This is a genomic window from Halomonas sp. BLK-85, from assembly GCF_044792155.1.
Lineage (GTDB): Bacteria > Pseudomonadota > Gammaproteobacteria > Pseudomonadales > Halomonadaceae > Vreelandella.
This window is the reverse complement of sequence record NZ_CP087731.1, coordinates 409,609-422,771: the sequence shown is the minus strand read 5'-3', so window position 1 is coordinate 422,771 and position 13,163 is coordinate 409,609. Positions and strand designations below refer to the sequence as shown.

Here is a 13,163-nt window from a genome sequence, read left to right as displayed (position 1 = left end):
CTGGCTTGGTCACGAACATGCCTGTCAAGGCGTTAACCTAACCAGCGCACCGCGCTGGCTGAATGCAAAAAAACGAGAGCACGCCATGAAAACCGTCACCCTGAGCACACTGCAAGCGTTCAAGAACGCTGGCGAAACGTTCAGCTGCCTGACCGCTTATGATGCTTCCTTCGCTCATGCCGCCAACCAGGCCGGTATTGAAGTCCTGCTGGTCGGTGATTCATTGGGCATGGTGCTTCAAGGTCATCAGAGTACACTTCCCGTGACACTGGAAGATATCTGCTACCACACGCGCTGCGCGGCACGTGGCAAGGGTAACAGCCTGCTGATGGTAGATCTGCCCTTCATGAGCAACTCAACGACAGAACGATTGCTGGAAGATGCTGCGGCATTGATGCGCGCAGGCGCAGAACTGGTCAAGGTTGAAGGTGAAGCCTGGATGGCCGATGGCGTACGTGAGCTCACCCGGCGAGGTGTGCCCGTTTGCGCCCACCTTGGACTGACACCTCAAACCGTCTACCAGCTAGGGGGCTACAAAGTGCAGGGCCGCGAAACTGCGCAAGCCCAGCAAATCCTTGACGACGCTCAGATCCTGGTCGATGCAGGCGCTTCCGTCATTCTCCTCGAATGTGTTCCCGCAGCGTTGGGTGAAGCCATTACCCAGGCCCTGGATGTCCCCGTTATCGGGATAGGTGCCGGAGCCGAAACCGACGGTCAGATTCTTGTCATGCATGATATAATTGGCATCACCCATGGCCGTACCCCACGCTTCGTCAAAAACTTCATGACGGAGGCAGGCAATATCCAGGAGGCTTTCGAACATTATCATCAAGCCGTCAAACAGCGCACCTTCCCCGCCCCAGAGCACTGTTTCTGAAACCATTTTTTATCGCCGGTTATCCATCTATAATCGTACCTTCAGGTTTAAAGACCGGTGTTGGGGTTACGAGGGATGACTTGGCTGTAATGCGACGGAGTTGATATGCGTACCTTGCGCGATATACCAGCACTGCGACATGCCTTGGCAGAATACCGTCAAAGGGGCCAGCGCATTGCCCTGGCACCCACCATGGGTAATCTGCATGCAGGGCATCTGGCACTGATTGAAAAGGCGCGCCAACAGGGTGATGTGGTCATTTCCAGCCTGTTCGTGAACCCCATGCAGTTTGGGCCCAATGAGGACCTTGACGCCTACCCGCGTACCTTTGAAGCTGACCAGCAAGCACTCGAAGACGCTGGCTGCGATGTCCTGTTTGCTCCCCTGAATGAAACGCTTTATCCCAATGGCACCCTGAAGCAGACCCGTGTGCATGTACCCAGCGTCAGTGAGGGTCTCTGCGGCAGCTCACGCCCCGGCCACTTTGACGGCGTGTCCACCGTTGTCATGGTACTGTTCAATCTTGTCCAGCCGGATATCGCCCTGTTTGGCGAAAAGGATTATCAACAACTGGCGGTCATTCGCAAGATGGTCGCTGACCTGCATATACCAGTAGAGATTATCGGCGTGCCTATTGTAAGAGCCGCCGACGGCCTGGCACTATCCTCACGTAACGCTTACCTGAGCAAGGAGCACCGGGCCAAGGCCCCCCTGCTCTACAAGACACTGTGCGATATGCGCCAGGCACTTGAGGCAAGTGGGGTTGAAGTGAGCGCTCATGATGACGATTATCAGCATCAGGTACTACAACAGGGGCGTCAGGCGCTGTATGATGCCGGCTTTGAGCTTGATTACCTCGAATTGCGTGATCGTACCCTGGGCCCTGTTGAATCAAACACCCGCCAGGCTATTCTGCTTGCAGCAGCCAGACTTGGCAGTACGCGGCTTATCGATAATCTTGACGTCTTGCTTCCTGCTCCAACAGAAACTTCCGCTGCCGCTGATACGGCGTCAGCGCGGTAACAGAGGATACCCTCATGCATACCATCATGCTTAAAGCCAAGCTCCACATGGCACGCGTTACCCATGCTGTCTTGAACTACGAAGGTTCCTGTGCCATCGACGGCAACCTGCTCGATATGGCAGGCATCCGGGAAAACGAACAGATCCAGATCTATAACGTTGAAAATGGTGAGCGTTTCACTACTTATGCCATCCGCGGTGAAGAAGGCTCACGCCTGATTTCCATCAATGGTGCTGCAGCGCATCTGGCTGGCCCTGGTCATCGCATCATTATTTGCAGCTACGCCCATTACAGCGAGGCCGAACTGGATAATCATCAGCCTGCCCTGGTGTATCTGCAGGACGGCAATCACGTCAGCCACACCAGTAATGCTATCCCGGTTCAGCTGGCCTGATAGCGCCTGAGCCTTGCAGGCGATGTGACTTTTTTAAACCTGCACTACCCAGTATCTTTCTGATGAGCGGGCCGTTTTTACGGCCCGTTTTTATTTGCTGCCAAAAGTGTATTGCCGCATTGCACAAGCTTCACCTATGCTAGGAATGTCTATTAACAAGAATGTCGATATGGCATCGTGACATGGGTCTGTTGACGTTTCATCGCGAACCGCGCAACCCGAAGGGACAGGGCTCTTTTGGCACAGCCCTGCGTTGTTCGTCGCTAATTGGGAACCACCCAACCGCGCTCCTAACGCCTTGATCTGCACCAAAAGGGCCTCTGTCGCGGTCGTGAGGAAACGTCAACAGACCCATGCCTGATTCACGCTACCTAGGAGTTTTACTATGCAAGATGTGGTCATTGTTGCAGCTCGTCGTACCGCCGTTGGCGCCTTTGGTGGGTCGCTTGCCGGTATTCCTGCCAGCGATCTTGGGGCACGGGTTATCAAGGATATCCTCAGCACCACGGGCGTCGCACCAGAACAGGTCGATGAAGTCTTGCTTGGCCAGGTACTGACAGCCGGGGTTGGCCAGAACCCGGCACGCCAGGCGGCCATAGCAGGCGGCTTGCCAGCGGCGGTGCCGGCCATGACGATCAACAAGGTCTGTGGCTCTGGCCTCAAGGCACTTCACCTGGCGACACAGGCGATTCGCTGCGGTGATGCCAGTGTTATTCTGGCCGGTGGCCAGGAAAACATGTCAGCCTCTCCCCACGTGCTGCCCAATTCTCGTAACGGCCAGCGCATGGGCGACTGGAAAGCGATTGACTCCATGGTGCATGATGGTCTGTGGGATGCGTTCAATAACTATCACATGGGCATTACCGCCGAAAACCTGGCAGAAAAATACAGTATCACCCGTGAAGCCATGGATGAATTTGCTGCCGCATCCCAGCAGAAAGCCGCTCAGGCCATCCGTGATGGCAAGTTCAAGGGTCAGATCGTGCCGGTGGAAATCCCCCAGCGCAAAGGCGATCCCGTCGTATTTGACACCGACGAAAACCCGCGTGAAGTCAGCGCTGAAAAACTTGGCGGCATGCGCCCGGCTTTCAAAAAGGATGGCACCGTGACTGCTGGTAACGCGTCATCATTGAACGACGGTGCTGCCGTTGTCATGCTCTGCTCGGCTGAAAAAGCCAAGGAACTGGGACTTGAACCGTTGGCGCGTATCGCAGCCTATTCCAATGCAGGCGTTGACCCGGCCATCATGGGCATCGGCCCAGCCCCGGCAACCCGGCGTTGCCTGGAAAAAGCCGGCTGGAGCATTGATGACCTCGACCTGATAGAGGCCAATGAAGCCTTTGCCGCTCAGGCACTGTCGGTCAACAAGGAACTCGGTTGGGATGTCAGCAAGGTCAACGTCAACGGTGGTGCAATTGCACTGGGCCACCCGATTGGCGCTTCAGGCTGCCGTATTTTCGTCAGCCTGCTGCATGAAATGATTGCCCGCGATGCCAAGAAAGGCCTTGCTACCCTGTGTATCGGTGGCGGCCAAGGCGTGGCACTGGCCATCGAGCGTTCATAACTGCATCTTTTATGCATTTAAACATCCATGCCCCGCTACCAGCGGGGCATTTTTTATCGGATGGATAATATTCCCTGATATGCGCAGGCGAGATCATCAGCGTGAGGCAAGATTGGCCACAAACATCAGAATCAGGATGAAAATGACGCCAAAACCCAAGGCGACAATAATATAAGGCGTCGCACTTCGCTGCTGGTTATCGCGCTCCAGATTGCTGCGCTTTTGGACCCCGAACATGGCGGCCAGAACACTACCCACCACCTGGCGAAAACTCGGCTTGGCGGAGGGGGTCGTCTTATGATCGTTTTTCGACATTTTGAACTCCTGGTGTTCACGACGGGCTAACATAGTCCGCTACTCCAGGCGTTTTGAAATAGCCATTTCAAAACGCCACCGCCCCCGCAGCGTCTCGCTGCGGGGGCGGTTGGAACATCTGAACCGCTGTTTATGCCATCAGCCTACTCAGTCGTTTCCGCTTCAGCATTAAAAGCAGCCTTTTCTTCTTCCGTGATCTCCTTGATAGTCAATTTGACGCGATTACGGTTATCGATATCGAGCACCTTGACGATCACATCATCCCCTTCATTCAGGTAATCACGCACATTTTCGACGCGCTCCGGCACAATCTGGGAAATGTGCACCAGACCATCGGTACCCGGCATGATATTGACGAAGGCGCCAAAGTCAGCGATGCGCACTACCTTGCCCATGTACAGCTTGCCAATTTCCGCTTCTGCAGTAATCGCCAACACGGTATCAATGGCTTTCTTGGCAGCCGCCTTGTCTTCGGCGTAAATACGTACGGTGCCATCATCATCGAGATCTACCGAAGCACCGGTATCGTCGCAGATCTTGCGGATGGTCGCGCCACCTTTGCCGATCACATCACGAATCTTGTCCGGAGAAATCTTGATAGTCGCCATGGAAGGCGCGTTATCCGACACATCCGAACGGCTCTGGCCAATCACCGTATTCATCTGACCAAGAATATCCAGACGGGCCTGATTGGCTTGTTGCAGAGCCACTTCCATGATTTCTTCGTTAATGCCTTCGATCTTGATATCCATCTGCAGGGCGGTAACACCCTCTTCAGAACCGGCGACCTTGAAGTCCATGTCACCCAGGTGATCTTCGTCACCGAGGATATCGGTCAGCACAGCAAACCCGTCATCATCCTTGACCAGACCCATGGCGATACCCGCTACTGGTGCTTTCAGCGGCACACCGGCATCCATCAATGCCAGAGAAGCCCCGCACACTGATGCCATCGAGCTTGAACCGTTGGATTCAGTGATTTCAGATACCACGCGAATGGTATAGGGGAAGGCATCTTCGGCGGGCAGCATGGCTTCCACTCCACGCCGTGCCAGGCGGCCGTGGCCAATTTCACGCCGCTTGGGGCCACCCATAAAGCCGGCTTCACCCACACAATAGGGAGGGAAGTTGTAATGCAGCATAAAGCGGTCTTTACGCTCACCTTCCAGCGATTCGATCAGCTGGGAGTCACGCAAGGTGCCCAGGGTTGCGATCGCAATTGCCTGGGTTTCACCGCGGGTAAACACAGCAGAACCGTGGGTTTTGGGCAACACGCCCACTTCGATATCCAACGGGCGTACCGTCTGGTTATCACGGCCATCAATACGCGCTTCGCCCTTGATCACCCGTGAACGTACGATGCGTTTTTCGATACCAGCGAAAGCGCCTTTCACCTCATCCTTGCTGAACTTGCCGTCAGCCTCCTCGCCTTCAGCGGCGACCAGCTGCTCGACGGCCTCGTCTTTCAGGGCTGACAGGGCATCCTGACGCTGCATCTTGTCAGTAATCCGATAGGCGTCACCAATCCTGGCTTCAAACGCTTCGGCCACTGCGGTTTTCAGCGCGATGTTTTCTTCAACCGGCTGCCATTCCCAACGCGGTTTGCCGGCTTCTGCTACCAGCTCGTTGATCGCCTGGATGGCTACCTGCATTTCCTGATGACCGTAAAGGACAGCCCCCAGCATCTCATCCTCGAGCAGTTCCTTGGCTTCAGACTCCACCATCAGCACCGCTTTTTCAGTACCGGCAACCACCATGTCCAGCTCTGAGGTGGTCAACTCCTCAACCGTGGGATTGAGGAAATAACCTTTTTCCTCATTAAAGCCTACTCGTGCCGCACCAATGGGGCCATTGAAAGGCACGCCAGCAATCGACAGTGCTGCCGATGTGCCGATCAGAGCGGCAATATCCGGGTCATGGTTGCGATCCGTGGATAGTACGGTGCAGATGACCTGAACCTCGTTCATGAAGCCCTTGGGAAACAATGGACGAATGGGTCGGTCAATCAGGCGGGACGTCAGGGTTTCCTTCTCTGTTGGACGCCCTTCGCGCTTGAAGAAACCGCCAGGAATCTTGCCTACCGCATAAGTCTTTTCCTGATAATGAACCGACAGCGGGAAAAAGGGTTGAGCGGGGTTGGCTTCTCTCTTGGCGACCACCGTGCACAGCACGACAGTATCGTCCATAGTAACCATAACGGCGCCAGTAGCCTGGCGAGCAATACGCCCGGTTTCGAGCGTGACGGTACTACGACCGTATTGAAACGTTTTCTTTACCGGATTCACGGCGACTTCCTTTAACATTAAATATCTACTTGTCTATTCGCTTGGTCGTTTTGACTCGCCACTATTCTAGGCGTTGGCGCGCCTCACGGCTACCACAAACAAAAAAACGGGCAGCTCTCAGGGAGCTGCCCGTTCCGATCAAGATAACAAAGCCGTCTTTCGCACCTGGCGCAAAGACTGCTTTCTACCTGATTTCCTGATTAACGACGCAGGCCAAGACGCTGAATCAGCGACTGGTAACGTTCGAAATCCTTACGCTTGAGGTAGTCCAGCAGTTTACGACGCTGGTTAACCATGCGAATCAGACCACGACGTGAGTGGTGATCCTGCTTATTGGTCTTGAAGTGATCCTGCAGGCCGTTGATGTTGGTGCTCAACAGCGCTACCTGGACTTCAGGTGAGCCAGTGTCATTCTCGCCACGACCGTATTCATTAACAATCTGGGCTTTCTGTTCAGCCGTTAGTGCCATGTCTATCTCCAGTAAGCAATATGCCTAATGTGTGAATGGGTGAGACCACGCATATTTGCAGTCCCAGTCGTACTTTTTGTGTAAGCCTGAGCTTACACCGCGACGCTGCTTAGCAGCCGCTTGGGCGCCACTTCATTGTCGCCCTTCACCACTCCCAGGCCAATAAATACAGATGCATGGTAAAGCCGCATCAAGGTATTCGGCGTGAAGGTGGATGTTTCTAACTGTGCAGACTGACCATGACTTAAACGCTGGTAAGCCTGCTCATCGACACCCTGGCACGGCAGATGTTCGACCAGAACATCCACCGGCATCAGCTGGGCTTCACGGGCGGCCTGGTCATCCAGTTGTTCGAGCGCGTCCAGCGTCCACATTGTGTCGGCGCCAAACGGGCCGGTCTTTAGTCGCCGCAGCGCGCTGATATGTGCGCCACAACCTAACACAAGGCCGATATCTTCAGCCAGTGTGCGTATGTAGGTTCCTTTACTGCAGCTCACTTCCAGCTCAAAAGCCCTATCATCCAACGATAGCAGGCGCGCATCATACACGTTTATACGCCTGGCTGCACGTTCCACGTGCCTGCCCTCACGGGCGAGTTCGTAAAGCTTTTTGCCCTGGTACTTGAGCGCTGAATACATCGGCGGCACCTGTTCGATCTCACCGCGAAAGCGAGAAAGCGCACGTTCGACCTGTTCGGCCGTGAGCTCAGGCACTTCGCGACGTTCAATCACCGCGCCTTCAGCGTCACCAGAGTCCGTAATAACACCTAACTCGACGCGCGTTCGGTAAACCTTATCCGCTTCCAGCAGGTGCGCGGAAAACTTGGTCGCTTCACCCAGGCAGATGGGTAAAAGCCCTGTTGCCATGGGGTCCAGTGTGCCCGTATGACCAGCTTTTTGTGCTTCAAGCAACCGGCGTACCCGCTGCAAGGCATGATTGCTGGACATGCCTTTCGGCTTGTCCAGCAAGAGCACACCATTTACCGGCAAGCCTCGGCGGCGACGCGCCATTAACGCGTCTCCTCGTTGTCAGCGTTGTCTTCCGACAGATCATCATCCTGCCGGTCACGATCGCTGGCCAAGGCTTCATCGATCAAGGAGGACAGGTGCTGACCACGCACCACACTTTCATCAAAATGAAAGCGTAACTCGGGGACATGGCGTAGCTTGATCCGCTTGGCAATCTGACTTCTCAAAAAACCACCGGCGCGTTTAAGCACCTGGAGGTTTTCCTTGATGCGCTCAGGGCTCTGTTCACCCAGCAAAGTGACATAGATATCAGCGTAGCCAAGATCACGGCTAACGGTCACGCCGCTGACCGTGACCATTCCCAAACGCGGGTCTTTGACTTCGCGCTGAATAAGTACCGCCAGCTCTTTCTGGAGCTGGTCGGCCACTCGGTCGGTACGCTTGAATTCGCGCATAATAAACTCCCGGCGAACTTAGAGGCTGCGTTCGACTTTAACCTGGTCGAAGACCTCGATCTTGTCGCCCACTTGAACATCGTTGTAGTTTTTCACCCCGATGCCGCACTCTACGCCGCTGCGCACTTCCTGAACGTCATCCTTATAGCGGCGCAGTGATTCAAGCTCGCCTTCGTAAATCACCACGTTATCGCGCAGTACGCGAATACGCTTGTTACGGAAGACACTGCCTTCAACCACCATACAACCTGCCACCGCACCGATCTTCGGCGCACGGAAGACATCACGAACCTCAGCCACACCGACAATTTCTTCTTTCCATTCGGGGGCCAGCATACCGCTCATCGCCTTCTTCACTTCATCGATCAGCTGGTAAATAACGCTGTAGTAGCGCAGATCCAGGCCTTCACGTTCGATGATTTCGCGAGCGGCGGCATCAGCACGTACGTTAAAGCCTACCACGATCGCTTCGGACGCCAGCGCCAGGTTCGCGTCTGTTCCGGTAATACCACCAACGCCGGAGGACACAACGGCGACCTTGACTTCTTTGGTCGAAAGTTCTTCCAGAGCACCTTTGATCGCTTCCAGCGAGCCTTGCACATCGGCTTTCAGGACAATATTGACCTTGGCAACCTCGTCCTGGCCCATCTGGCTGAACATGTTCTCAAGCTTGGCTTTCTGCTGGCGAGCCAGGCGAACTTCACGATATTTGCCCTGACGGAAGTTGGCTACTTCACGCGCCTTCTTCTCATCGGCAACCGCCATGAACTCTTCACCCGCTTCCGGCGTACCATCCAGCCCCTGAATTTCAACCGGCTGGGATGGGCCGGCGCTGTCTACCTGTTGCCCCAACTCGTTGGTCAGCGCACGGACGCGACCATAGTGCAGGCCGGCAAGCACGATATCACCTTTTTTCAGGGTGCCGTTCTGTACCAGGACGGTCGCTACCGGGCCACGGCCTTTATCAAGGCGTGACTCAACCACAACCCCTTTACCCGGTGCAGAAGGGACTGCTGTCAGTTCGAGCACTTCAGAAACCAGCTGGATCGCCTCCAGCAGCTCCTCGATACCGTCACCGCTTTTGGCAGAGACATGCACAAACTGGGTATCGCCCCCCCATTCTTCCGAGATAACCCCATGTTGGGAAAGCTCGTTACGAATGCGGTCAAAATCAGCGCCTTCCTTGTCAATCTTGTTGACCGCCACCACCATCGGCACCTCTGCTGCCTTGGAGTGCTCGATCGCTTCGACCGTCTGAGGCATAACGCCATCATCTGCGGCAACCACCAGGATAACCACGTCAGTGGCCTTGGCACCGCGGGCACGCATGGCAGTAAATGCCGCGTGGCCCGGCGTATCCAGGAAGGTCACTCCACCGTGGTCATCTTCCACGTGATAGGCACCGATATGCTGGGTAATCCCCCCTGCTTCACCCGTCGCCACCTTGGCACGACGGATATAGTCCAACAGCGATGTCTTACCATGGTCAACATGACCCATGACAGTGACCACCGGTGAACGGGTGATTTCCTCACCTTCGTAGGAAATACTGTCCAGCACTTCCGTCTCCAGCGCATCATCCTTGACCAGGCGCGCCTTGTGGCCCATCTCTTCCACTACGATGGCCGCTGTATCCTGGTCGATCGTCTGGTTGATGGTTACGGCGGCGCCCATATTGAACATCGCCTTGATGACTTCATTGGCCTTGATCGACATCTTGTCAGCCAGTTCCGCCACACTGATAGACTCAGGGATGGAGACTTCGCGGACTATCGGCTGCGTCGGCTTCTGGAAAGCCTGCTTGCCATTGCCGCTTTGACCACCGCTACTGCGACGGCCACCGCGACGCTCGGCACGCTTGGCTTTCTTGGCACCGCCGCCACGCTTGCGTTCTTCACGGTCAGTACGATCATCTTCCTGATCGTGACGACCTTTTTTCTTGGCCGCTGCTTTCTTGGGTGGCGCGGTGCGACGATCTGATCGACCTTCCTTGGGCGGTGCCGGCGGCATCTCTTCTGCGGCCGGCTCGCTGGTTTCCAGCTCAGGCACCGGAATCTCAAGGTTGGCCGGGGCTTCTTCCTGCTTGGCTTTGGCTGCCGCGGCTTCAGCTTCTTCCTGCTCCTGACGCTTTTTACGCTCGGCTTCATCGGCCTGACGCTTGGCTTCCGCCGCCTTGCGCTCCTCGGCATCACGAGCATCACGTACCTTGCGTTCCGCTTCCGCCTCAGCCATATCGCCGACCAGCTGACGAGGGCCGCTATGCTTGGGCTCCTGCGCTTTTGGCTTGTCGTCTTCGGCTCGCTTTACGTAAGTTTTCTTCTTGCGCACCTGGACTTCAATGGTCTTGCCGCGATCACCGGTCTTGATCTTGCTGCGCGTTTTACGCGTCAGCGTGATGCGGTTCTTGCTGGCATCATTGTCGCCACCATGGCTTTTTTTCAAATAGCGCAACAGGGTCTGCTTATCTTCTTCAGACACAGCATCACTTTCAGAGCTATGGGGCAATCCGGCTTCTTTCATCTGTTCCAACAAACGAGGCACTTCACGCCCCACTTTTACTGCAAAATCTTTTACTGTCATATCTGACATATTGACCCTCCTCAGCCCGTGTCCTGTCTACTGTGTATTCGAATCGGATGCGGCATCGTCTTCGAACCAGGGCGCACGGGCAGTCATGATCAGTGCCGCTGCGCGCGCTTCGTCCAATTCCTCGATATCGACCAGATCATCGACAGATTGCTCTGCAAGGTCTTCCATGGTCACAATGCCACGGCTGGCCAGGATAAAGGCCAGGTGGCGCTCCATCCCGTCCATTTCAAGCAGGTCATCCGCCGGTTGAGCGCCGTCAAGTGCTTCTTCCGAGGCAATGGCCATCGTCAGCAGCTCGTCTTTTGCTCTTGCGCGTAACGCTTCAACCAAGTCTTCATCGAACTCTTCGATTTCAAGCATTTCGTCAAGCGGCACGTAAGCAACTTCTTCCAGGGTGGTAAACCCTTCGTCTACCAGTAAGCGGGCAATATCCTCATCTACTTCCAGATGCTGGATAAAGGTATCTACCAGGCTATCAATTTCCTGTTCGCGCTTTTCATCAGCTTCAGCTTCCGTCATGACATTGATACGCCATCCGGTCAGCTCAGACGCCAGACGCACGTTCTGGCCACTACGGCCAATCGCCTGAGCCAGATTATCCGCCGCAACGGCAACATCCATGGCGTGAGCGTCCTCATCAACCAGAATCGAGGCAACATCTGCCGGCGCCATGGCGTTGATCACCAATTGAGCGGGATTGTCATCCCACAGCACAATATCGACCCGCTCATTCTGAAGCTCGGACGACACTGCCTGAACACGAGAACCGCGCATACCCACACAGGCACCTACCGGGTCTATGCGGCGATCATTGGTTTTCACCGCAATCTTTGCCCGCGAGCCTGGGTCACGAGCAGCCCCTTTGACTTCAATCAGCTGTTCGGCTATTTCCGGCACTTCGATCTTGAACAGCTCAATGATCAGCTCAGGGCAGGTACGTGACAGCAGCAGCTGAGCGCCACGTGCTTCCGGGTCAACCTGAACCAGCAATGCCCGGACCCGTTCATTCATGCGATAACGTTCACCATGAATCATTTCATTACGCGGCAAAAAGGCTTCAGCGTTATCCCCCAGATCGATAATCAGGCCATCACGGGTGGTCTTCTTGACAATACCTGCCACCAACTCGCCTTCACGGTCAGCGTATTGGCGCACAACCTCGGCTCGCTCGGCTTCGCGCACTTTCTGCACGATCACCTGTTTTGCTGTTTGAGCAGCAATACGACCAAATTCAGCATTTTCGATCTGCTGCTCGACAATATCACCGAGTTTCAGCGGCGGATCCCGCTGTTCAGCTATGCTTTCCTTGATTTCGTAGTCCGGTGTTTCGAACTCGTCATCTTCAACGACCGTCCAGTAACGGAACGTCAGGTAGTCACCCGTACGGCGATCAATGTGGACACGAACGTTGGCTTCTTCCTTTTCGAAACGCTTGCGTGACGCGCTTGCCAATGCAGCTTCAACTGCTTCAAAGATGACATCACGGGGAACGCCCTTCTCATTGGAGATCGCGTCCACGACCATTAAAATTTCTTTACTCATGCGCTTGCCTCGCCAGAAAACCTGTCCTTATATGCAAAAGTCCGGCACTCCGCCGGTCGCGTCACCCGATCAGTCATCGAACTGAGGAATAATGGTTGCCTGATCAATACTTTCAATCGGAAAACAGAATTCTTCTCCGTCCATATGTAACAGCACCTCGTCCTCTTCCACACCCGCAATCAGGCCACTGAACTTACGCCGACCATCAAAAGGTATGCGCAGCTTGAGTGCCGCCTGATGGCCGATGTAACGGGTAAAGTGGTCAAGAGTGTAAAGAGGGCGTGCCATTCCCGGGGAGGATACTTCCAGCCGGTATTCGCCCGGAATAGGGTCTTCCACATCCAGAATGGCACTGACCTGACGGCTGATATCAGCACAGTCGTCAACGCTGACGCCACTTTCGCGCTCGATGTAAATGACCAACCGAGAGTGCTTTCCCTGGGAAAGATGGTCAACACCCCACAGTTCAAAACCCATCGCAGTAACAACAGGCTCAATTAGCGCATGCAGCGCAGCATGTTTTGTGGCCACCGACAAAGCTCCTATAGCCGTTGCATCAGGCACCTGGCCAGGAGTCGAAAGGGAAGCTAGGTGGCTGATTGGCGTTACCCGAAAACGTACCAGACGTGAAAACGCACGGCATCCGTTAGTAAGATACTGATTATTAATGAACGTTGCGT

At 54.9% G+C, this 13,163-nt stretch carries 12 protein-coding genes; 4 read left to right on the top strand and 8 right to left on the bottom strand.

The annotated features are described in order from the left end of the window. Positions 1–85 precede the first annotated feature (85 nt). The 4 genes from panB (at position 86) to LL947_RS01850 (ending at position 3,859) form a co-directional block, all read left to right on the top strand. A complete protein-coding gene (gene panB / locus LL947_RS01865; protein WP_290823247.1) occupies positions 86–877 on the top strand; it encodes a 3-methyl-2-oxobutanoate hydroxymethyltransferase in 792 nt (263 codons plus the stop codon). A gap of 105 nt (positions 878–982) precedes the next feature. Beyond that, the gene (panC, locus tag LL947_RS01860) at positions 983–1,900 is read left to right on the top strand and encodes a pantoate--beta-alanine ligase (protein ID WP_499833764.1); all 918 of its coding nucleotides are present in this window, start codon (positions 983–985) and stop codon (positions 1,898–1,900) included. Positions 1,901–1,914: 14 nt separating this feature from the next. Next, positions 1,915–2,295 (top strand): aspartate 1-decarboxylase, encoded by a 381-nt coding sequence (panD, locus tag LL947_RS01855; RefSeq protein ID WP_290823249.1) that lies wholly within the window; start codon positions 1,915–1,917, stop codon positions 2,293–2,295. A 385-nt stretch (positions 2,296–2,680) separates the two neighbouring features. Next, positions 2,681–3,859, top strand: coding sequence for an acetyl-CoA C-acetyltransferase (locus tag LL947_RS01850; RefSeq protein ID WP_290823354.1), 1,179 nt, complete (start codon positions 2,681–2,683; stop codon positions 3,857–3,859). A 96-nt stretch (positions 3,860–3,955) separates the two neighbouring features. Here LL947_RS01850 and LL947_RS01845 read toward each other — a convergent pair whose 3' ends face one another. From LL947_RS01845 to rimP, 8 genes are all read right to left on the bottom strand, one after another. Beyond that, positions 3,956–4,174 (bottom strand): DUF2970 domain-containing protein, encoded by a 219-nt coding sequence (locus LL947_RS01845; RefSeq protein WP_499833763.1) that lies wholly within the window; start codon positions 4,172–4,174, stop codon positions 3,956–3,958. A gap of 143 nt (positions 4,175–4,317) precedes the next feature. After that, the gene (gene pnp, locus LL947_RS01840) at positions 4,318–6,477 is read right to left on the bottom strand and encodes a polyribonucleotide nucleotidyltransferase (protein ID WP_290823356.1); all 2,160 of its coding nucleotides are present in this window, start codon (positions 6,475–6,477) and stop codon (positions 4,318–4,320) included. Positions 6,478–6,659: 182 nt separating this feature from the next. After that, a complete protein-coding gene (gene rpsO, locus LL947_RS01835; RefSeq protein WP_171702303.1) occupies positions 6,660–6,929 on the bottom strand; it encodes a 30S ribosomal protein S15 in 270 nt (89 codons plus the stop codon). A 92-nt stretch (positions 6,930–7,021) separates the two neighbouring features. Further along, on the bottom strand, positions 7,022–7,939 hold the full coding sequence (gene truB / locus LL947_RS01830; protein ID WP_499833762.1) for a tRNA pseudouridine(55) synthase TruB: 918 nt from the start codon (positions 7,937–7,939) through the stop codon (positions 7,022–7,024). Further along, complete coding sequence (gene rbfA, locus LL947_RS01825) at positions 7,939–8,352, bottom strand: 30S ribosome-binding factor RbfA (RefSeq protein ID WP_290823358.1); 414 nt, start codon at positions 8,350–8,352, stop codon at positions 7,939–7,941. Before rbfA ends, truB begins: the two co-directional genes overlap by 1 nt. An 18-nt stretch (positions 8,353–8,370) precedes the next feature. Continuing rightward, positions 8,371–10,941 (bottom strand): translation initiation factor IF-2, encoded by a 2,571-nt coding sequence (infB, locus tag LL947_RS01820; protein WP_499833761.1) that lies wholly within the window; start codon positions 10,939–10,941, stop codon positions 8,371–8,373. Between the two features lie 27 nt (positions 10,942–10,968). Next, complete coding sequence (gene nusA / locus LL947_RS01815) at positions 10,969–12,483, bottom strand: transcription termination factor NusA (protein ID WP_499833760.1); 1,515 nt, start codon at positions 12,481–12,483, stop codon at positions 10,969–10,971. A 69-nt stretch (positions 12,484–12,552) separates the two neighbouring features. After that, a complete protein-coding gene (rimP, locus tag LL947_RS01810; RefSeq protein ID WP_290823361.1) occupies positions 12,553–13,014 on the bottom strand; it encodes a ribosome maturation factor RimP in 462 nt (153 codons plus the stop codon). Between the last annotated feature and the right edge of the window lie 149 nt (positions 13,015–13,163).

Coding starts and splice junctions, on each gene's coding strand:
- pnp (WP_290823356.1), bottom strand. CDS start 6,477: ATGTTAAAGGAAGTCGCCGTGAATCCGGTAAAGAAAACGTTTCAATAC.
- LL947_RS01845 (WP_499833763.1), bottom strand. CDS start 4,174: ATGTCGAAAAACGATCATAAGACGACCCCCTCCGCCAAGCCGAGTTTT.
- panB (WP_290823247.1), top strand. CDS start 86: ATGAAAACCGTCACCCTGAGCACACTGCAAGCGTTCAAGAACGCTGGC.
- infB (WP_499833761.1), bottom strand. CDS start 10,941: ATGTCAGATATGACAGTAAAAGATTTTGCAGTAAAAGTGGGGCGTGAA.
- panC (WP_499833764.1), top strand. CDS start 983: ATGCGTACCTTGCGCGATATACCAGCACTGCGACATGCCTTGGCAGAA.
- rbfA (WP_290823358.1), bottom strand. CDS start 8,352: ATGCGCGAATTCAAGCGTACCGACCGAGTGGCCGACCAGCTCCAGAAA.
- LL947_RS01850 (WP_290823354.1), top strand. CDS start 2,681: ATGCAAGATGTGGTCATTGTTGCAGCTCGTCGTACCGCCGTTGGCGCC.
- panD (WP_290823249.1), top strand. CDS start 1,915: ATGCATACCATCATGCTTAAAGCCAAGCTCCACATGGCACGCGTTACC.
- rpsO (WP_171702303.1), bottom strand. CDS start 6,929: ATGGCACTAACGGCTGAACAGAAAGCCCAGATTGTTAATGAATACGGT.
- nusA (WP_499833760.1), bottom strand. CDS start 12,483: ATGAGTAAAGAAATTTTAATGGTCGTGGACGCGATCTCCAATGAGAAG.
- truB (WP_499833762.1), bottom strand. CDS start 7,939: ATGGCGCGTCGCCGCCGAGGCTTGCCGGTAAATGGTGTGCTCTTGCTG.